Origin of the sequence: Posidoniimonas corsicana (genome assembly GCF_007859765.1) — a bacterium.
In the GTDB taxonomy this organism is placed as follows: domain Bacteria; phylum Planctomycetota; class Planctomycetia; order Pirellulales; family Lacipirellulaceae; genus Posidoniimonas; species Posidoniimonas corsicana.
On sequence record NZ_SIHJ01000001.1, the window covers coordinates 4,126,069 to 4,144,822 of the forward strand.

19 protein-coding genes are annotated in these 18,754 nt (G+C 67.3%); 3 read left to right on the plus strand and 16 right to left on the minus strand.

Annotated elements, in window-relative coordinates:
• Nucleotides 1-7: 7 nt before the first annotated feature.
• The 13 genes from KOR34_RS15930 to ppdK all read right to left on the minus strand — a co-directional run bounded on the left by KOR34_RS15930 (nt 8) and on the right by ppdK (nt 12,137).
• Nucleotides 8-2,065 carry an endo-1,4-beta-xylanase gene (locus KOR34_RS15930; protein WP_146565668.1) on the minus strand — a complete coding sequence of 686 codons (2,058 nt, stop codon included), beginning with the start codon at nt 2,063-2,065 and terminating at the stop codon, nt 8-10.
• 87 nt (nt 2,066-2,152) lie between these two features.
• On the minus strand, nt 2,153-2,506 hold the full coding sequence (locus tag KOR34_RS15935; RefSeq protein WP_146565670.1) for a YciI family protein: 354 nt from the start codon (nt 2,504-2,506) through the stop codon (nt 2,153-2,155).
• A gap of 30 nt (nt 2,507-2,536) precedes the next feature.
• The gene (locus KOR34_RS15940; protein ID WP_146565672.1) at nt 2,537-3,019 is read right to left on the minus strand and encodes a VOC family protein; all 483 of its coding nucleotides are present in this window, start codon (nt 3,017-3,019) and stop codon (nt 2,537-2,539) included.
• A gap of 37 nt (nt 3,020-3,056) precedes the next feature.
• Nucleotides 3,057-3,788 (minus strand): DUF899 domain-containing protein, encoded by a 732-nt coding sequence (locus tag KOR34_RS15945; RefSeq protein WP_146565674.1) that lies wholly within the window; start codon nt 3,786-3,788, stop codon nt 3,057-3,059.
• Nucleotides 3,789-3,798: 10 nt separating this feature from the next.
• Nucleotides 3,799-4,101: a hypothetical protein gene (locus tag KOR34_RS15950; RefSeq protein ID WP_146565675.1), complete on the minus strand. Its 303-nt coding sequence runs from the start codon at nt 4,099-4,101 to the stop codon at nt 3,799-3,801.
• A gap of 19 nt (nt 4,102-4,120) precedes the next feature.
• Entirely contained in the window at nt 4,121-4,549 is a 429-nt protein-coding gene (locus KOR34_RS15955; protein ID WP_146565677.1) for a YciI family protein, read from the minus strand.
• 45 nt (nt 4,550-4,594) lie between these two features.
• A complete protein-coding gene (locus KOR34_RS15960; RefSeq protein ID WP_146565679.1) occupies nt 4,595-4,942 on the minus strand; it encodes a YciI family protein in 348 nt (115 codons plus the stop codon).
• A 4-nt stretch (nt 4,943-4,946) separates the two neighbouring features.
• Complete coding sequence (locus tag KOR34_RS15965) at nt 4,947-5,342, minus strand: YciI family protein (RefSeq protein ID WP_146565680.1); 396 nt, start codon at nt 5,340-5,342, stop codon at nt 4,947-4,949.
• Between the two features lie 39 nt (nt 5,343-5,381).
• Nucleotides 5,382-5,864, minus strand: coding sequence for a VOC family protein (locus tag KOR34_RS15970; RefSeq protein WP_146565682.1), 483 nt, complete (start codon nt 5,862-5,864; stop codon nt 5,382-5,384).
• 30 nt (nt 5,865-5,894) lie between these two features.
• Nucleotides 5,895-6,461 (minus strand): DUF1579 domain-containing protein, encoded by a 567-nt coding sequence (locus KOR34_RS15975; protein WP_146565683.1) that lies wholly within the window; start codon nt 6,459-6,461, stop codon nt 5,895-5,897.
• A 232-nt stretch (nt 6,462-6,693) separates the two neighbouring features.
• Nucleotides 6,694-7,941: an RNA polymerase sigma factor gene (locus KOR34_RS15980; protein ID WP_197531494.1), complete on the minus strand. Its 1,248-nt coding sequence runs from the start codon at nt 7,939-7,941 to the stop codon at nt 6,694-6,696.
• A gap of 1 nt (nt 7,942) precedes the next feature.
• Nucleotides 7,943-9,274, minus strand: coding sequence for a redoxin family protein (locus KOR34_RS15985; RefSeq protein ID WP_146565687.1), 1,332 nt, complete (start codon nt 9,272-9,274; stop codon nt 7,943-7,945).
• A gap of 181 nt (nt 9,275-9,455) precedes the next feature.
• The gene (ppdK, locus tag KOR34_RS15990; RefSeq protein ID WP_146565688.1) at nt 9,456-12,137 is read right to left on the minus strand and encodes a pyruvate, phosphate dikinase; all 2,682 of its coding nucleotides are present in this window, start codon (nt 12,135-12,137) and stop codon (nt 9,456-9,458) included.
• 224 nt (nt 12,138-12,361) lie between these two features.
• On the opposite strand from ppdK, the gene KOR34_RS15995 reads away from it, so the two are divergent.
• The gene (locus tag KOR34_RS15995) at nt 12,362-13,000 is read left to right on the plus strand and encodes a CPBP family intramembrane glutamic endopeptidase (protein ID WP_146565690.1); all 639 of its coding nucleotides are present in this window, start codon (nt 12,362-12,364) and stop codon (nt 12,998-13,000) included.
• Here the strand turns inward: KOR34_RS15995 and KOR34_RS16000 are convergent.
• Entirely contained in the window at nt 12,985-13,815 is an 831-nt protein-coding gene (locus KOR34_RS16000) for a glycoside hydrolase family 16 protein (protein ID WP_228714632.1), read from the minus strand. The genes KOR34_RS15995 and KOR34_RS16000 overlap by 16 nt on opposite strands.
• A 93-nt stretch (nt 13,816-13,908) precedes the next feature.
• Nucleotides 13,909-14,604: a DUF2461 domain-containing protein gene (locus tag KOR34_RS16005; protein ID WP_146565692.1), complete on the minus strand. Its 696-nt coding sequence runs from the start codon at nt 14,602-14,604 to the stop codon at nt 13,909-13,911.
• A 91-nt stretch (nt 14,605-14,695) separates the two neighbouring features.
• Between KOR34_RS16005 and KOR34_RS16010 the strand changes: the two genes are divergently transcribed.
• Nucleotides 14,696-15,583, plus strand: coding sequence for an aminotransferase class IV (locus KOR34_RS16010; RefSeq protein ID WP_146565694.1), 888 nt, complete (start codon nt 14,696-14,698; stop codon nt 15,581-15,583).
• Here KOR34_RS16010 and KOR34_RS16015 read toward each other — a convergent pair.
• Complete coding sequence (locus KOR34_RS16015) at nt 15,565-16,902, minus strand: AAA family ATPase (protein WP_146565695.1); 1,338 nt, start codon at nt 16,900-16,902, stop codon at nt 15,565-15,567. The genes KOR34_RS16010 and KOR34_RS16015 overlap by 19 nt on opposite strands.
• 268 nt (nt 16,903-17,170) lie before the next feature.
• On the opposite strand from KOR34_RS16015, the gene KOR34_RS16020 reads away from it, so the two are divergent.
• Nucleotides 17,171-18,736: a hypothetical protein gene (locus tag KOR34_RS16020; RefSeq protein ID WP_146565697.1), complete on the plus strand. Its 1,566-nt coding sequence runs from the start codon at nt 17,171-17,173 to the stop codon at nt 18,734-18,736.
• The last annotated feature ends 18 nt before the right edge of the window (nt 18,737-18,754 follow it).

Below are 18,754 nucleotides of genomic sequence, written 5' to 3' on the forward strand. Positions count from 1 at the left end.
GAAACGGCTACCGGCGGCGGCGGCGGATCGCCAACGCGGCCCAGGCCGCCGGCGCGAGCAGCCACGCGGCTGGTTCGGGGACCGCCCCAACGCCGGCGGCGGGCAGCCGGGCGCCGTAGTTCATCCGCCAGACCTGGTAGTCCGCCTGGGTTACCTGGCCGTCGCCGTTGCCGTCGGCGCCCTGGCCGGGGGCGGCGACCGAGTTGCCCAGGGCGTCGCGCCACACGGTGTAGTCGGCCGCGTCGACCGAGCCATCGGCGTTGTAGTCGCCCAGCAGGAACGGGAGCGTAAGTGACTCTACCGTGCCGTCCTCGGCGAGCTGCACTTGGGCCACGTGCTCGGCGCCCGCCCAGGTAACGGTCACCAGCTGCTGGCCCTTAAACGCCCGCAGGGAAGCCTCGCCTTGGTCGTTAGTGGCGAGCGACTCGTCGGTCCACCACTCGCCGAACACCAGGTCGATGAACGCCTGGCCGTTGGGCTTGATGCTCCAGTCGCTGCGGAACAGGGCGGCGTCGGGCGCGAAGTGGGCGTCCTCCCAGAAGCCCCACATCACCACGTCCGACACGCCCTCGTGGGCGAACATCGCGGTCATGAAGTCGCGGAGGTACTCGGCCTGGAGCTGCTCGTCGGTGGTGTTGTAGTCGAACTCGGTGACCTGCACGTCGAGGCCCAAGTCGGCGTAGCGGTCGACGATCTGCCACAGGCGCTCGGGGCCGGTGAGGCTGGCGTCGGAGAAGTGCCCCTGCAGGCCGACGCCGTCGACCGGCGCGCCGGCGTCGATGAGGGCTTCGAGCTGGTCCTCGAGCAGCCGCTGGTTAGACGTGTCGACCCCGCCGCCCGAGGTGAGGATGCCGTACTCGTTGAGGTAGAGCCTGGCGTCGGGCGCGGCGGCGGCGGCCAGCTGGAACCATTCGGCCATGGCGGCGTCGCCCTCGGGCAGGTTGTCCATGATGTCGTGGTTGGCGCGGGGCTCGTTCACGACGTCCCACCAGCCGATGCGTCCGGAGAACTCGCCGGCCAGGTCGGCGATGTGGCCGGCCACCCGGTCGCGCAGCTGCTGCTGCTCGGCCGTGTTGAGCGGCGCGCCGGCCAGCAGCGAGCGAACGTCCGCCGGCAGGTTAGACTCGCCCGGCCAGACCAGCACGTGCCCGCGGGCCGCGATGCCGTGCGACTCAAGCCAGTCGAGCGTCTGCGCGGCGCCCGCGCGGGTGAAGTTGCTCCCCCACTCGCCTTCCCAGGGAGGCCACTTGAGGTTGTTTTCGATGGTCGCGATGTTGAACAGCTCGGCCACCTTGTCCTTGTAGTCGTCGTGCACCGGGTTGTTGTCGCGGAGGCGGACCGCCTGCACGGCGGAGCCGAAGCCGAACGCGTGCGACTGCTGCCGCACCCGCACGCCGGCCCCGGCGACCTCCGCGCCGCTGGCGTCGGTCACGCGGACGGTGAGGTCGGCCTTGCGGACGGCGTCGATCCGCGCGGCGGCCTCGGCCCGCCAGGGCGCGTCGGGCGCGTGGCCCTCGTACGGCGGGGGCGGCGGGGCGTCGGTGCTGACCAGCAGGTTGTCGAAGGTGAGGTCGAACGGCTCGGGCGAGGCCCACTGCCCCTCGACGGCCCAGTTGGTGATCTGCGACAGGTCCGGCGGCGTGTCGACGAAGCCGCTGCCGTCGTACACGGCGTCGGGCTCGGCCAGCGTGTTGAGCGAAGTCAGCCGCACCGGTTCGCCCGGCGTGTAGCCGCTGGCGTTGAAGTTCCACCGCCCGGACAAGCCGGACGCGTCGTTCAATTGAACCAGGAAGAAGTCGGTCCCATGGGCGGCGTTCGGTGTGAAGTCGACCACCAGCCGCCCGTCGGCGAAGCCCGAGAGGTCGAGCGTCTGGTTCACCACGCCGGCGCCCCAGCCGTCCGCCGGGTCATACAACCGGACGCTGCCGGCATCGGACTGCTGCTCGAAGCCGCCGTAGGTGTAGGAGAACCCCGCGCCATCGAAGTCGGAAAGCACGAATTCATCGCCGCGGCAGACCACCGCGGCGGCAAGCAACAACACAACAGCAGGGGCGGAGCGGAGCATACGCGGGTCCCGGACCGGGAAGACAAGCCAACGCCCGCCCAGTATACCGCCCCGCTGCAGCGGCGGCGAACAACCGACCCGCACCGCCTACCCGGGCAGCCCCTCCAGCTCGAACACCGGGCGCACCTCGACCGTGCCCTTCTTGGCCGGCGGGATGCTGGCGGCGAAGGCGAGCGCGTCGTCGAGCGTGGGGACGTCGATCACGTAGAAGCCGCCGAGCTGCTCGGTGGTCTCGGCGAAGGGGCCGTCGGTCACGCGCCGCTCGCCGTCCCGCACGCGGACGCTGACTGCGGTCGCGACCGGGTGCAGCGGGCTGGCCATGAGGTACTGCCCCTTGGCGGCGAGGTTGTCGCAGAGCTTGGCCGACTCGGCCATGCATTCCGATCGTTCCTGTTCGGTCCACGCCTCCTCGGCGCCGTAAACCAGCAACATGTACTTCATTGCGGGGTTCCTTCGCGGATGTGCATCGGGTTACTTGGCGGCTTGCTGGAGCGCAGCGATGTCGATTTTCTCCATCTGCATGATTGCGCTGATTACCTTCTCGCTACTAGCCGGGTCGGCGATCAGTTGCTCGACGCAGTCGGGGACGATCTGCCACGACACCCCGTAGCGGTCCTTGAGCCAGCCGCACTGCAGGTTGCTGCCGCCTTGGGCCAACTTTTGCCAGTAGTGGTCGACCTCGTACTGCGTTTCACACACGACCTGCAGCGAGAGCGCCTCGCTGAACTCGGCGCGGGGGCCGTTCAGCGCAGTGAACGAAACGCCGTCCAGCACGAACGCGACCGTGAGCGCCGTGCCGGGGGTCTTGCCGTGGATCTCTCGCCCGGCCTCGCCGTACCGCGAGATGGCGTTGATTTTGGAGTTGGGGAAGACGGACACGTAGAACTCGGCCGCCTGCTCGGCCTGATCCTCGAACATCAAGCATGGCACAACGCGTGGGCCTTTGATCGGCATGGGGGTCTCCTGTTGGTTCCTGACGTCGGCGGCATCACTAACCGCCGTAGGTTGGCCGCTGCGGCCAGCCCGGGGGCGATTCTTCAAAGTCTTCCTGCCGGCCGTACGGGGTTTGGTCGAGCAGGCTGTAGGCGTCGGTCAGCCGCTCCACGCCCCGTGCGTACGTGGAGTAGGTGTGGTAGGGCTCGCCACCGACCGAGAAGAAGACGCTCAGGCCGTGTGTCTCGCCGTTGGCGAACCACGGCTCGCCGTTGCTCCGCGCGATCACCTCCTGCTCGTCACGGTAGTTGTGCTGTAGCGGAACAACCCCGCGGTCCAGCGTGACGTGGTAGTCGTAGTTGAAATCGCTGTCGTGCGACGAGCACCACGGCAGCGTCCAGCCTTGGTCTTCCTTGTACGCGGCCAGCTTCTCGTACGGCGCCCGCGAAACGAGCAGCAGCGTGGTGTCGCGTTCCGCCAGCATCGACAGGTTCCCCAGTGCGTTGACAAAGTCGGTGCAGCCGCTGCAGCCGCGATCCCAGTCTGGGTCATACATGAAGTGATACACGATCAACTGCCGCCGGCCCTCGAACAGATCGGGCAGGCCGAGCTCGCCATTGGGCCCGGTGAACCGGTAGGCCTTTTGGACCCGCTCCATAGGCAGCCGGCGGCGCATCGCAGTGATGCGGTCGTACTGCCGGGTGAGTTCTTTCTCAGCCGCGAGCAGGTCTTTTCGCCGTGCAAGCCACTCATTGTGGTTGACGACGGGCGGGTGCGATATGGCGGTCATTGGGGGGTTCCTATTCGTGATCGGCGACAGGCGCCGTGGGTTGTCCACCGCTGCAAGGGCGGCGGGTCAGAGCCCGCCACGTCTCCAGGGCGACGACAGCGGCGGGCAGCAGGAGGGCGGCGCCGATTGCGTAGTAGAGCGTCGCGGCAAGGCGGGCCGAAACACTCACCCCCGCCAGCACCATGATCCATCCAGCCAGGCAGAGGGGGCACTTTGGCAGGAGCAGGAACCCGGCGAGTGGCGCCAGCCCGCCCGCGGCGCCAACCACCCTGGGCAGGACGCCTCGTTGCTTTTGCTTGCAGCATGCTTTCATCGTGGCGTGCCGGAAGGGGTTAGCTCTGCTTGGCATTCAGCTCGAGGCGCATCTGTTCTTCGCGTTCGGCCAGGCCCTCCGGCGCGGCGTCGGCAAAGTCCTCGATTGTGTAGAGCGGCCGGATCTCGATCTCGGAGTCTTCCGGCATCGGGTTGGGGCAGCGTTTGACCCAAGCGACGGCGTCGTCCAGCGAGTCGACCTCCCACAGCCAGTAGCCGGCGACCAGCTCCTTGGTCTCGGCGAAGGGGCCGTCGATCACGGCGCGGTCGGCGCCGCTGAACCTGACCCGCAGCCCCTGGGAGCTGGGCTTCAGGCCCTCGCCCGCCAGCATGACGCCGGCCGCGACGAGCTCCTCATTGAACTTTCCCATCGCGGTCAGCAGCTCCTCGCTGGGGAGCTGCCCCGCCTCGGACGACTCGGTCGCTTTGACCAACACCATTACCTTCATCGAACCTCTCCTGGGATTGAATGCTATGAACGGCTACGCCGCGTCCTACCTGGCGGGGGCTTCCTCGAGCCGGCGGACCTCGACCGTGCCGCTCTGTGCGGAAGGGAACCGGCTGGCGATGGCCACGGCCTCGTCCAGCGTGTCGACGTCCACCAGCACGTATCCGCCGAGCTGCTCCTTGGTCTCGGCGAACGGCCCGTCGCGGCAGGTCGCCTGGCCGTCGCGAACGAGTACGCTGACGGCCGTGGCGACCGGCTCCAGGGGCGACGCGGCCACGTACTTCGACTCGGCGTGCAGCTCGCGGCAGATCTGCAGAGCGTTCTCCATCTCGCCCGGCAGCTCCTCGGCGGTGAACGCGTCCTCGCGGTTGTACATCAGCAGCAGGTACTTCATCCGGCTACTCCCCCACCCCTGCCGCCTGGTCGCGCTGGGCGATCAGGGCGTTGATGGTCTCGTCCGCGGGCCGGACCTCGAACGGCCCGAACCGCACGCCCGGGTGCTTGGACATCAGCGCGATGGCGTGGTTGAGGTCGCGGGCCTCGAGCAGCAGGATGCCGCCGAGGTGCTCCTTGGTCTCGGAGTAGGGGCCGTCGGTGACGGCGGCCTTGCCGTTCTGGTGGCGGAGCACAACGCCCGCTTCGCCGCCCTGCAGGGCCTCGCCGCCGAGGAAGTGCCCGCCCCGACGCAGCTCGTCGTCGTAGGCGAAGCACTCCTCCATGCCGGCTTTCATCTCCACCTCGCTCATCGCGGCGAACTTCGACTCGTCGTAATAGCCGAGGCAGACAAACTTCATCGTGCTGGTTCCTTTGCGGGTGGAGCGAGGGCAGTGGCGCTAGGACTGGGGCGCCTGCTGGATGGCCTCTTTCATGGCCTCGTTCACCTCTTCGGGCGTGAGGTCCTTGATGTGGGTGGCGAACGACCAGCAGTGGCCGAACGGGTCGACGACCACCGCGTAGCGGTCGCCCCAGAACATGTCGGCGGGCGGCATGCGGGGGGTAGCGCCGGCGTCGACCGCCTGCTGGAACGCGGCGTCGCAGTCGTCGACATGGCGGTGCAGCGTGACCGGCGTGCCGCCCAACGCCGCCGGGTTGCGCTGCGCGCCGTCGCAGTACTCAGGGAACTCGTCGGCGAGGAACACGAACTGCTCACCGATCCGGATGCAGGCGTGCATCAGCCGCTCGCCGCCCGGTTCCGGCAGGCGCATCTGCTCCTCGGCGCCGAACGCCTGCTTGTAGAACTCGATCGCGTCGGGCGCCGAGCTGCAGACCAGGTGGGGGATGACGCCGTTGAACTGTTCGGGGTTGCTGTTGGACATGGTTCGCTCCGTTGGATACTGGATGGTTGCTTAACGCTTGCGGGCGTACTTGATTTCCATGCCCTTCTGCCAGGAACCGTCGTCCTGCTGCACCGAGGAGGTGAAAGTCAGATGATCGTCGTCCTGCACCTCGAGGACCTCTTTAAACTTGCTCAGCCCGCCGGGCTTCATCGGGCAGGGGCCCTCGCACAGGAGGGTAAGCTGGTTGCGTTTGTCGTTCAGTTGGCCCCGGTAGTCCCACTGGTAGTCGGACATCGAATCGATCCAAGTCCCGACGAACTGCTGTTTCTCCGCGTTGAATCCGAGCGTTTGCAGCCCTACGTACGGGGCGCCCATCATCTCGCCGCGGTGCTCGGACTGGATCCAGAATTTTCCGAGCGGCCTGGTGGCGGCCGTGCCGCGGCTGGTCATCGCGGGCTGGCCGGGCATGTGGATCGTGACAGTCGTTTCCCACTCTCCGGCCAGCTTCTGCTGCAGCCACTCGTGCTGCTTGGTGGGCTTCGGCATCTCCGGCATAGGGGGCGTTTCTTGCGCATGAGCGCTGGTCCAGACGGCCGAAAGAATCAACAACACGTGGACCGGTACGATAACTCGCATGACTTGCTCCAGATGGGGAAAAGGATGGCGACGTTGCTCCGCCGCCTCGTGGTTCTACCAGGTAGTCGAACGCCCGGCGCGATGCTCGACAGGCGCCCGGAAAGAATTCGAAAGAATCTCGACTAGTACCGTCGACAGCGTTCCAACTAGAGCGTCAATCAACCCGATTTCAGTAGAAACCGGCCACCTGAGGCCCTCTAATAGGGGGAGTCGCTCACAGCTGAGCCTCGAGCTAGCCGATCTCGGCCAGGCGGCTCTCGAGGAACCGCCGCTCGGGTGCCTGCTGGGTGAGGGCCAGGGCCCGCTGGTAGGCCTGGCGGGCGTCGTCGCCGCGGCCTAGCCGGCGGCACAGGTCGGCTCGGGCGGCGTGGGCCAGGTGGTAGTCGACCAGGTCGCCACGGGAGAGGATGGCGTCGATCAGCTCCAGGCCTGCTTCGTACCCGTCCCGCATCGCCACGGCCACCGCTCGGTTGAGCTCGACCACCGGCGAGGGTTGGGCCCGCAGCAGGAGGTCGTAGTAGTCGACGATGCGCGACCAGTCGGTCTGGCCGGCGGCGGGCGCCTCGGCGTGCGTGGCGGAGATGGCCGCCTGCAGCGTGTACGCGCCGACGGGGCCCGACGCGAGCGCCCGGGCGACCAGCCGCCGCCCCTCGTCGATGAGCGCCGCGTCCCAGCGGGTGCGGTCCTGGTCCTCCAGCAGCACAAGGTCGCCCGCCGGGCTGGTGCGGGCATCGCGGCGGGATTCGTGCAGCAGCATCAGCGCCACCAGCCCCATCACCTCGGGGTCCGGCAGCAGGTCCAGCAGGATTCGGCCCAGCCGGATCGCCTCGATGGTGAGGTCGGGACGCAGCGCGGCCTCGCCGGCCGAGGCGCTGTAGCCTTCGTTGAACACCAGGTAGACCACCGACAACACGGAGTCGAGCCGGTCTGGCAGTTCGCGGACGCCCGGCGCCTCGAATGGAATCTCCGCTTCGCGGATCTTCGCCTTGCCGCGGACAATCCGCTGCGCGATGGTCGCGTTCTTGGTAAGGAACGCACTGGCCACCTCGTCGGTGGTCATGCCGCACACTTCGCGGAGGGTGAGCGCGACCTGCGTCTCGGGCGGCAGGGCGGGGTGGCAGCAGGTGAAGATCAGCCGCAGGTGGTCGTCGCGGAAGCGGGCCTCGTCGAGCTCCTCGGGACGGGGGGCGGGCTGATGAACCCGTTCGCCCAGGTCGCCCACGGACGCGTCGAACCGGGACTGGCGGCGGATGGCGTCGATCGCCTTGAAGCGGGCGGTCGACACCAGCCAGGCGCGGGGGTTGGCGGGCACGCCGTCGGCGGCCCACTGGGTGAGCGCCGCGGCGAACGCCTCGTGCAACGCGTCCTCGGCCAGGTCAAAGTCGCCGATCAGGCGGACGAGCGTGGCGAAGACGCGACGGGACTCGTCGCGGTAGATCTCACCGACCCGCTGCTCGACATCGTCCGGCGCGGCGCCCACGCTACTCGGCCGCCGCGGCGGCACGCTTGCCGCCCACCGGCTGATCGGGGAAGCGCTTGCTCCACTCGTCGATCTTCTCGGCGGCCAGGTTCTTGCCGGCGAGCAGCAAATCGAGGTCCTCGCGGAGGGTCTCTTCCAGGCTCGGCGCGAGGCCAACATGAACCACCTGCACCCGGCCGTCCAAGCCGATGATCACCGTTGTGGGCAGGCCCTCGATGGCGTACCGCGCGCCGGCCTGACCGTCGACGTCCATCGCGACGTTGACGTCAAACTCCTTGGACGCCAGGAAGTTGGTGACCGCCGCGGCCTCCTCTCCCTGGTTCACGGCGTACAGCACCACGCCCTTGGCGGCGTACTCGTCGGCCACCTTGTCGATGATGGGCATCGCCTGCACGCAGGGCCCGCACCAGGTGGCCCAGAAATCGAAGATAATCACCTTCTTGCCGACCAACGCGCCCAGGTCGATCGGCTGACCGGCGGTGTCGAGGGCGTCAAACAGCGGGGCCTTCTTGCCGAGCAGCTCGTTGGGGGGCGTGGGCGCCATCAGCGCGTACTCGACTTCCCAGGCGCCCTCGGGCGCCTTCATCGCGAACGCGTCTGCGGGAAGGCCGGGCTTCGGGTCGTAGTTCTTGATCTCGAACTTCATCTGGAAAGAGAAGTTGTCGAACTGCTTCGCCTGCGGCGCCTTCTTCGACACCTCCTCCAGGTCAGGTTTGACGCGGACCAGCCGTGGGGAGTCGCCGGTCAAGAACCACGCGTCCCAGGTCATGCCGCCGGCCACGTAGCGGGCGTGGTGGAGCGTCTGCTCGCCTTCCTGCTCCTCGCCGAGGTACTCGGCGCCGGTGATGTCCTCGATCACCACGTCGGTGGTCTCGGGGTCGAGCAGGCTCAACAGCAACGGGCCGAACCCGTTGCCGAGCTGGCCCGCCAGCGGCGAGGAGGCGAACTCGCCGATGCCGCCGGCCGTGTCCTCCACCGAGTACTGGTCGTAGGGCAGCACGTAGGTCATGGTCCGCTTGCCGTCGGAGCGGACCCAGAACTCGTTGGCCGGCTTCACGAGTTCGAACTGGTACTTGTCGCCCTTGGCGGTCTTGATCGAGAAGACCTGCTGCTGGGTGTCCTCACGCTCGCCGGCGACGATGTCGATCGAGTTGACGATGCTGAAGGTCGACTGCGGCGCCGCCTCGAACGCGGCCGCCGACTTCCGCAGCAGGTCCACGGGGTCGGGTTGGCCGTTGAGCCGACCGTTCACCTTCGCGATGAGGTCCTGACCCAGGCAGGGGGCGCCGAGCAGCGCGATCAGCACGGGAACAAACAATCGGGCGGGCGTCATGACGGGTCCTGGCGGGGAGGGGTGGAGGGCAGGTTATTGTTGCGGGGCGGGCAGCAGCCGGTTGTGAGCCAGCCCACACTAGACAGCCGGAGCGCAAAAAGAAAGCCGTGGCCCCTCCAATCGAGGGGCCACGGCATTGTCAGTTTTCACGCGGGCAGCGGCAAGGCCAACGTCGGCCGCGCTACTCGGCCAGAGCCGCCTGGGCGGCGGCCAAACGGGCGATCGGCACGCGGAACGGGCTGCAGGACACGTAGTCCAGCCCGACCTTGTGGCAGAAGTTGATCGAGGCCGGGTCCCCGCCGTGTTCGCCGCAGATGCCTAGCTTGATCTTGCCGTTGGTTTGGCGGCCCTTCTCCACGGCCATGGCCACCAGCTGGCCCACGCCCGAGGTGTCGAGCGACTGGAACGGGTCCTTCTCCAGCACCTCCTGGCCGATGTAGTCGGGCAGGAAGGTGTTGACGTCGTCTCGGCTGTAGCCGAACGTCATCTGGGTGAGGTCGTTGGTGCCGAAGCTGAAGAAGTCGGCCTCGGTGGCCACCTCGTCGGCGGTCAGCGCGGCGCGGGGGATCTCGATCATGGTTCCGATCAGGATGTCCAGCTTGCCGCTGTACTTCTTCGCGGCGAGCACATTCTCGATGGTCTCGGCGGCCAGGGCCCGCAGGATCGCCAGCTCCTGCACCGTGCCCACCAGCGGGATCATCACCTCGGCGCGGGCGTCGACCTTCTTCTTCTTGCAGTTGATGGCCGCCTCGGTAATGGCGGTCACCTGCATGGTGAGGATCTCCGGGTAGGTGATCGACAGGCGGCAGCCACGGTGGCCCAGCATCGGGTTGGCCTCGTGCAGCTGCGCGACCCGACGCTCGACCTCGGCCGGCTTGATCGCCAGCGACCGGGCCACGTCCGCCTGGCCCTTCTTGTCGTGCGGCAGGAACTCGTGCAGCGGCGGGTCCAGCAGGCGGACCGTGACCGGCAGGCCGTTCATCGCCTTGAAGATGCCCTCGAAGTCCTTCCGCTGGTACGGCAGCAGCTTCTTGAGCGCCTTCTCGCGGTCCTCGAGGTTGTCTGCCAGGATCATCTCACGCATTGCGAGGATGCGGTCGCCCTCGAAGAACATGTGCTCCGTGCGGCACAGGCCGATGCCCTCGGCGCCGAACTCGCGGGCCCGCTTGCTGTCGGCCGGGCTGTCCGCGTTGGTGCGGATGCCGAGCCGGCGGTGCTTGTCGGCCCACTTCATCACGGTGGCGAAGTCGCCACCGAGCTTGGGTTCCACGGTCGGCATCTGGCCGGCGTACACCTCGCCGGTCGAGCCGTCGATCGAGAGCACGTCCTTGTGCGAGTAGGTCTTGCCGCCGACCTTGATCTTGCGGCCCTTCTCATCGATCTCGATGGCCCCGGCGCCGGCCACGCAGCACTTGCCCCAGCCGCGGGCGACCACCGCCGCGTGGCTGGTCATGCCGCCGGTGCTGGTCAGGATGCCGGCGGCCGAGTGCATGCCGTCAACGTCTTCGGGCGAGGTCTCCTTGCGCACCAGCAGCACCTGCTCGCCGGCGTGCGAACGCTCGACCGCCTCTTCGGCGGTGAAGGCCAGCTTGCCGAACGCCGCGCCTGGCGACGCGGGCAGGCCCACGCAAAGCGGCGAGGCCTTCTTCTTGCCAGCCGGATCGAACGACGGCAGCAACAGCTGCGTGAGGTCGCCCGCCGGGATCCGCTTAAGCGCGGTCTTCTCGTCGATCAGCTTCTCCTTGACCATCTCGCAGGCAATCCGCACGGCGGCCGGGCCGGTGCGCTTGCCGTTGCGGGTCTGCAGCATGTACAGCTTGCCCTGCTCGATGGTGAACTCGATGTCCTGCACGTCTTTGTAGTGCTTCTCGAGCTTCTCCTTGATCGCCATCAGCTCGGCGTGCACCTTCTTGCCGATGGTCTTGTCGTTGGGCGCCTTCCACTTAGGCATGTCCTTTACCGGCTGCGGCGTGCGGATGCCGGCCACCACGTCCTCGCCCTGAGCGTTCACCAGGAACTCGCCGTAGAACTTGTTCTCGCCGGTCGACGGGTTGCGGGTGAAGGCCACGCCGGTGCCCGAGTCGTCGCCCATGTTGCCGAACACCATGCTCTGCACGTTGACGGCCGTGCCCTTCAGGCCGGTGATGCCCTCGATGCGGCGGTACGAGATCGCCTTGTCCGAGTCCCAGCTCTTGAAGACCGCCTCGATCGCCAGCTCGAGCTGGTGCATGGGGTCCTGCGGGAAGTCCTGCTTCGTGTGCTTCTTGTAGACCTTCTTATAGGCGTCAACCAACTCGACCAGGCCCTGGGTCGGGACGTCAGTGTCGAGCGACACGCCGTACTTCTTCTTGATCTTGTCGAAGGCCTCCTCGAAGTACTCGTGGCCGACCTCCATCACGACGTCGCCGTACATGTTGATCAGGCGGCGGTAGGCGTCGTAAGCGAAACGCTCGTTGCCGGTCTTGTTCGCCAGGCCGACGACCGACACGTCGTTCAGGCCCAGGTTGAGGATGGTGTTCATCATGCCCGGCATGCTGACCGCGGCGCCGGAGCGGACCGACACCAGCAGCGGGTCCTTGTCGTCGCCGAACTTCTTGCCGGTCTCTTTCTCAAGGGTCTTCACGACCTTGCCGACCTCGTCCATCAGGCCCTTGGGCATCTTGCCCTTCGCCTTGGAGTACTGGTCGCAGCAGTCGGTGGTGATGGTGAAGCCAGCTGGCACGGGCAGGCCGATGCTGGTCATGTCGGCCAGGTTGGCGCCCTTGCCGCCCAGCAGCTCCTTCATCGACGTGTCGCCGTCGGTGCGGGTCTTGCCGAAGTAGTAAACCATCTTCGAGGAGCTGGGCCGCTTCTTCTTAGCCATGCTGAAAAAATCCTTGAATCTGCTGTCGTTTAGACGTTCTCGGGCGCACCCCGCCCGCCGGATCCTCGCCCCGTCAGGGGATTGCCCCGTTGAGAACGAACGCTGAAGGTCTGAAAGCGACCTGGAGTAGTCACTTTATTCCGCTGAAAATGAACGGGTAATTTAGTCGCCCGGCTAAGCTATCGTCAACGGGTGGACCCTCCCGTAACCGCCCGCCGCCCGCTATGCCCAACGCTCCCATGCGATACACGCTGGAGGACCCCGCCACGCTGGCCATCGCCCTCGCGGCGGAGGGCGGGCTGGCCGTCTTGGGGCTTGGGCTCTGCTGGGTGCTCGGGATGCCGCCCCCCCAGGTGCTGCCGGCCAACGGGTCGCTGGGTGCCTCACTCGGGTGGGGCGCCGCGGCCACGCTGCCGCTGCTGGCCATGTTCTGGCGGCTGCAGCGGTGCGTCTGGCGTCCTATCGCCCGACTCCGCCGCCAGGCCCGCTGGATGGTCCGCAGCCTGCTTGGCGACGCCCGCTGGCCCACGGTCGCCACGGTGGCCCTGTCGGCCGGCCTGGGCGAAGAGATCCTGTTCCGCGGCGCCCTGCAGCCCGCGCTCGGCTTGTGGCTGGGGACTTGGGCGGGGGTGGCCGGCGCCGCGATCCTGTTCGGCATGGTCCACCCGATGAGCGTCGCGTACTTTGTCGTCGCGACGCTGTGCGGGCTGTACCTAGGCGTGGTGACCGAGGCCACCGGCGAGCTGCTCCCGGCGATCGTCGCCCACGCGGGATACGACTTCGTGGCGCTGCTGGCGCTGCGGAAGCCTGACCAGACAGGGCGCCGCCCAGGTCAGGAGGAACTGCTCTACTCCGACCGCTGATACACCCGCACGTAGTCGATCAGGTAGCGGCTGGGAAACTGCGTTTTCGACGGGTCCCCGCCGTTGGTCCCGCCGATCGCCAAGTTCAGCAACAGGTAGTGCGGCTGTTGGAACGGGTGGGGCTGGGTTGTGCCGTCGGCCTTCGTGGTTTCGATCGTGTTGAGCACCCGGTCGTCAACGCTCAGCACGATCCGGTCGGCGTCCCAGTCCATCCGCCAGACGTGGAACTCCGCGTCCCAGTCCTTGCCAAGATCTCTCACGGGCGTGTGGGACGAGTCCCACGCGGTGCGGCCGTTTTCGCCCCGCCACGCGGCGTTGGCCAGGATGTCGCCCCGGTAGTACTCCATCACGTCCACCTCGCCGTTGGCCGGCCAGCCGTTCTTGACGCCCAGCGTCCAGATGGCGGGCCATAGGCCGTCGGCGGCGATGACCTTTGCCCGCACCTCCAAGAGCCCGTGCCGCCATTCGAACTTGCCACGGGTGGTGACGCTCGCGGCCGTGTACTCGGCGAAGGGCCGCTGGCGTTCGCGCCGGCGGAGCCGCCGCGGCTCGTCGCTCAGGTCCTTCCGCTCACGCCGCCCCTCGATGACCAGCATGCCGTCTTCGCAGAATGCGTTCTCCGGTTGGTACCACTGCAGCTCGCGGTTGCGGACGAATCCGCGTTCGTAGCCCCACTTTTCTGGATCGGGGCGCCCGTCGGCATCGAACTCGTCTGACCAAACCAGCCGCATGCCTTCAGGAACATCAGCGTGGAGTTCAGCGGCTGCGCAGCAGGCTATCGCGTAGAGAGTAAGTGCGGGAATGAACAGCTTCATGGATCTGTCCCACCCCTGACGGGATGGATTGGAAGTGTTTTTCGATTGCTACCTGGTCCGCTCACACCGCCAGGGGTGAGACCAAACCCGACTTCAAAACCCAACCCCGACAGCGTCGCAAAGGAACGCGAGGTAGGCCTTGGTTTTCCTGATTAGGTCGGACGTGACCTTCACAACGTCGGTCTGCAGCAGCACGTCGTGGTCGATCGGGCAGACCGCCAGGTGGTCTTTCCGCTTGAGGTCCTCGATCAACGGGTGGTCGGCGTCGTAGCCACGCGGAGGGCGTTTGAGGGAGTCGCCCCGCAGCTCAAACCGGTCGCGGAACGCGTTGCCGCCGGTGACGCGTTTCCAGGCTTTCGGGTCGGCGTTGACCGCCTCGCGGATGCCGGCGAGGGCGGCGGTTTCCGGGCGCCAGATCCCCACACCAAGAAACGCCTCCTCGGGCTCGATGTGCAAGTAGATCCCCGGCGCGTGCACGTCGCGGCCCGCATTGTGCCGGAAATGGATGCCAACGTTTGTCTTGTAGGGCGACTTGTCCTTGGCGAACCGCACGTCGCGGTGGATCCGCATTAGCGAACCGCCCACCTTCTTCGGCACGGCCAAGAAGTGTGGCGAGAACCGTGCCAGCGGCTTTTGCATGGCGTCGATATACGCCAGCGCCGGCCCGCGGACCTCCCGCTCGTAGCGGTCCTTGTTCTTGTCGAACCACGGTTTGTTGTTGTTACGCGACAACTCCTCCAAGAAGTGGAGCAGGCCGAGCGGGAATCCAGCGAACGCGGGTGAAGGCATACCAGCGGAACCAGGGGCGGGGACAGCGGACAGGTCTCAGGCTATCTTTAATGTTGCCCGCTGAATAGTTTTGCTCCTTACACAACGACCTATGCCCCCGGCCTACCTCAACGGCGATTGGATCGACGACGCCCAGCTCAGCGTGCCGGTGGCCGACGCTGGGTTCGCCATGGGGGTAACCGTCACCGAGCGGCTGCGGACGTTCGGGCCCCTGCCGTTTCGGCAGCCCGAGCACATCCAGCGGTTGCGGCGGTCGCTGGAGATCGTGGGGCTGCCCGCCGATGAAATCGCCACCGAACTGGATAGCGTCGTAACCGAGTACGCCGCGCGAATCGCTTCGCTGCGGACCGCCGGCGACGACTGGGCAATCGTGGTGTTCGCTACCCCGGGTGTAGGCGGTGTGCCGACGCGGTGCGTGCACGGCTTCCCCCTCCCCTTCGCCCAGTGGGCCGATCAGTACCAGACGGGCGTAAGCCTTCGCGTCAGCGATCACCGCCAGACGCCAGCCAGCTGCTGGCCGCCCGAACTGAAGTGCCGCAGCCGCATGCACTACTACCTCGCCGATCAGCAGGCCCGCGCGGCCGAACCCGGCGCGCGGGCGTTGCTGCTGGATCAGGACGGCTGCGTCGGCGAGGCGTCGACTGCGAACGTGGTGATCTACCGCGAGGAAGAAGGTGTCGTCTCGCCGCGGATCGAGAAGATCCTGCCTGGCGTCAGCGTCGCCGTGGTTCGTGAACTCGCCGACCAGCTAGGCGTGCCGTTCACCGAGCGAGACATGACCGTCGAAGAGTTTCTCTCCGCCGACGAGGCGTGGCTCTCCAGCACCTCGGTCTGTTTGCTGCCGGTCGTGCGGTGCGACGGCCAGGCGGTTGGAACCGGTGAGCCGGGGCCGCAGTTCGAACGATTCCTTGCCGCTTGGAGCGATCTGGTGGGCGTCGACATCGCCGCGCAGGCGATGGCTCACAGCCCGACAAAGTAGTTTCGCACGGCAACGTCCCACACGTCGCGGGTGACGACCTTTGGAAGTTCGTGCACCTCGCAGTAGTTGCAGGCCTGCCGGAGCAGGTCGCGTGGGTGACAGAAGCGGAGTGCCCGCTCGCTCTGGGCGTAGTGCTCCCGCAACAGGTAGTCGATCGACTCGGCCGAGACCTCGTACCTCATCCCCTCCGCCAACCTCCGGACCAGCGACCGGAATTGATCCTGGGTCGGCCCCTGCACCTCGATCTTGTACGGGATACGGCGGAGAAACGCCTCGTCGACGAGTTCTCGCGGGGCGAGATTGGTCGACAAGATGAAAAGCTGTTCGAATGGCGTCTGAATCCTGCGCCCGCTGGCGAGACTCAAGTGGTCAACGCCTTTTTCCAGCGGAACAATCAGCCGATTAAGGATCTCCTCGCTGCTCACCCGCTGCCGGCCGAAGTCGTCGACCAGCAGCGCGCCGCCGTTGGCCTTCAATTGGATAGGCGCCTCACTGACTCCCAACGCGGCTTGAAAACTCGCGTCCAGTTGGTCGAGCGCGAGCTCGCCCCCCGCCACGACCGTCGGACGGCGGATCAATACCCACCGCCGGTCGTAGCGTTGGGCGTCGAGCCCAGGCGGGTTGAACGCCTCGTGGCAGCTTGGGTCGTAGAGCCGGACCAGGTCCCCGCCAACGCTGACCATCTTAGGGATCCAGATATGCTGCCCGAACGCATCGACCACCCGCTCGGCAATCGTCGTCTTCCCGTTGCCAGGCGGGCCGTAGAGGAACATGCCGCGCCCATCGTGGATGGCCTGCGCGACCTGGCCGAGGAACTCATGCCGCAGCGTCAGGTCCGACAGCGCCTTCCCCAAGTCGGGGACCGAGAGCCGCGCCCGCCGAAGAGACTGCTTGCGGATAGCGGCCTCGTAGGCGGCCAGCGGCGCCGGAGCGGGGCCGGTGTAGCGGGCACGCTCCACCCGCCGTTGCGCGTTGCTGTGCCCCGCCTCAGTCAGGTGATACACAAAGTCGTTTAGCCCGGCCGTGCCCTTGATCGCCACCTGCAAGCCGTCACGGAGTTGGTCCAGCGTCGCGTCGACGATCGAGCGGGACAGGCAGACCTCGGCCGCCACGCCCGATCCGACCGTGGGGCCCAGGTGCAGCAGCGTTTTGAGAACCAGGCCCTCGACTTCGTCGGCCGATACGCCGGCCTCTGCCAGCGTCACTGGCTCCGGCGGAGGCGGAGGGTAGGACAGGAAGCCCTTGGTCGGCAACCGGCCATGGAACCGGTCATCAGCAGAACTTGGGAGCGTCCAGGTCGTGGCGGCTAGCGAAGGCATGCAAAGCTGGTCGGCAGCGAGAGGAGAAGGGAGAGGGTCCTACCCTATCAATCGTGCTTGGAGCTGGCGCAGCCGTCCATTGGCAAAGCGGGCGGGTCCGCTCTATCAGCCGGGCATCGCAGCCAGACCAACCGGACCAGGCGTTCCAACCGCGAGGACTCTACGCGACCCGCGATTCTGGACGCCGCAACCTCAGATTGACGCAGGCCGGGCAAACCGCCATCGTGAGGGGTCAACCCGCCCCCTCTAACTCTCCCGAGCCAGCACTGTGACGGCGATCGCCTCCCGCCCTCGTACCCTCGCCCCTTGGCTGCCGATGCTGGCGCCGGCAGCTCTTGTCTTCGCATTGCTGGGCTGCAGCCAGCCGGTGGAAGTCGGCGGCCCCGCCTCAACGAACGACGCCGCCCCAACCGGGACAGCCACCGACAAAGAGGAGGAGGAACCGTTCGGCGAGGAGATCGCGCTGCCGGAACCCGACGCCTCGATTGAGGAAGCCCCGGACGAGCCCCCTCCCCCGCCCATGGCCGAAGCGGCTGACACCGGTAACTCGCCGGCGGCGGTCCCGTCGGCGGACAACCTGGACGCCTTCTTCGGCGCCCGCGAGGAACCGACGGACGAGGAGGATGACCGCTACAGCGGGTCCCAGCCGCCTGCGATCCCCGATTCGGGTGAGGAGCCCACCCTGTGGAAGTCCGACAACGCGGCAGCCACCGCCGATCAGGGCGTCAGCGACTTCTTTGGCGACATGATGGCGTCGGACGGAGAGGCCGCTGACGCGTCCGCACCGCCCACAGTCGACAGACCAGATTCCCCTCCGGCTGGAGTCACCCCGCTGCCAGGAATGCCGATCGCCGAGCCGCCCTCCGCGGAAGTTGAAGACGCTGGCGACACGCAAATCAGCGAAGACTCGCTCGACGATTTCTTCGGCGGCGCCCCGGATCCACCCATGGAGCAGCCGCCGGACGAAGACGAGCCTGAGGTGACCCTGCTCCCCATCGAGCTGTCGGATCCGATCGACTCGCCGCCGCCAGCGGACCCGCCACCCGTGAGCCCATTGCCCGGCTTGCCTGTGGCGGAACCCGAACCGGCACAAGAACTCAACGAGCCGTCCGAGACGCCGCCGGTTCCCGCGCTGCCCGAGTGGACCCCGGCGCGGCCTGCCGACGAGTCGCCCGAGCCCGCGGAGCCGCAGGATCCGCCCTCAGAGCCGTCCGATGATGAACGTAGCGCGTCGCCGTTCGAGCTCCCGGCGCCGGCTCTCGATGAGCCCCCAACCCAGACCAACGAGCCAGGTCCGTCGACCCCGCCGGCTCCCGCCCCGGTCGAACCTCCGCGGCCAGAGCCGAAACGGCCGGCGTACAACGTCGTCAAAACTCGGCTCCTCGCCTGGCAGCTAGGCAGCAAGCTGGGACTGATGATCAACGAGGACGTGCGACCGCCTAAGTGGCAAACCGACGCCCTCACCGAGACCCTCGGAGTCGAACCGGTCGCTGTCGACGCTAGCGGCGCGCCGTCGCAAGCAACGACTCGGCTGCTGGGCGCCGCCGGCCGCCTGGGAGAGCGGGTTGGCCGGAAACTGGGCGACGACCACGCGGCCCTGCTGGAGGTCGCCGTTAAGAGCAACGCCGTGGCGGCGTTAGTCGGCGAGCACCCCGGGCTTGCCGGCCCCGTCGCCAACGCCATCGAGCGGGCCGCGGCCCGGACGGGACTCGACCCGCAACTCGTGGCGCCGTACGTCGAGGTGCTCCGCTCGGCGCCGACGCCGGAGACGGCTCGCGAAGCGGTCTTCCGCCTCGACGCCGAGGTGGCCAAGGCGTTGGAATCCGGCCAGTGACGGCATTCGCTCTGGTTC

Coding starts and splice junctions, on each gene's coding strand:
- KOR34_RS16000 (WP_228714632.1), bottom strand. CDS start 13,815: ATGAAGCTGTTCATTCCCGCACTTACTCTCTACGCGATAGCCTGCTGC.
- KOR34_RS15960 (WP_146565679.1), bottom strand. CDS start 4,942: ATGAAGTACCTGCTGCTGATGTACAACCGCGAGGACGCGTTCACCGCC.
- KOR34_RS15975 (WP_146565683.1), bottom strand. CDS start 6,461: ATGCGAGTTATCGTACCGGTCCACGTGTTGTTGATTCTTTCGGCCGTC.
- KOR34_RS16015 (WP_146565695.1), bottom strand. CDS start 16,902: ATGCCTTCGCTAGCCGCCACGACCTGGACGCTCCCAAGTTCTGCTGAT.
- KOR34_RS15985 (WP_146565687.1), bottom strand. CDS start 9,274: ATGACGCCCGCCCGATTGTTTGTTCCCGTGCTGATCGCGCTGCTCGGC.
- KOR34_RS15950 (WP_146565675.1), bottom strand. CDS start 4,101: ATGAAAGCATGCTGCAAGCAAAAGCAACGAGGCGTCCTGCCCAGGGTG.
- KOR34_RS15955 (WP_146565677.1), bottom strand. CDS start 4,549: ATGAAGGTAATGGTGTTGGTCAAAGCGACCGAGTCGTCCGAGGCGGGG.
- ppdK (WP_146565688.1), bottom strand. CDS start 12,137: ATGGCTAAGAAGAAGCGGCCCAGCTCCTCGAAGATGGTTTACTACTTC.
- KOR34_RS15995 (WP_146565690.1), top strand. CDS start 12,362: ATGCCCAACGCTCCCATGCGATACACGCTGGAGGACCCCGCCACGCTG.
- KOR34_RS15945 (WP_146565674.1), bottom strand. CDS start 3,788: ATGACCGCCATATCGCACCCGCCCGTCGTCAACCACAATGAGTGGCTT.
- KOR34_RS16010 (WP_146565694.1), top strand. CDS start 14,696: ATGCCCCCGGCCTACCTCAACGGCGATTGGATCGACGACGCCCAGCTC.
- KOR34_RS15940 (WP_146565672.1), bottom strand. CDS start 3,019: ATGCCGATCAAAGGCCCACGCGTTGTGCCATGCTTGATGTTCGAGGAT.
- KOR34_RS15930 (WP_146565668.1), bottom strand. CDS start 2,065: ATGCTCCGCTCCGCCCCTGCTGTTGTGTTGTTGCTTGCCGCCGCGGTG.
- KOR34_RS16005 (WP_146565692.1), bottom strand. CDS start 14,604: ATGCCTTCACCCGCGTTCGCTGGATTCCCGCTCGGCCTGCTCCACTTC.
- KOR34_RS15970 (WP_146565682.1), bottom strand. CDS start 5,864: ATGTCCAACAGCAACCCCGAACAGTTCAACGGCGTCATCCCCCACCTG.
- KOR34_RS15965 (WP_146565680.1), bottom strand. CDS start 5,342: ATGAAGTTTGTCTGCCTCGGCTATTACGACGAGTCGAAGTTCGCCGCG.
- KOR34_RS15935 (WP_146565670.1), bottom strand. CDS start 2,506: ATGAAGTACATGTTGCTGGTTTACGGCGCCGAGGAGGCGTGGACCGAA.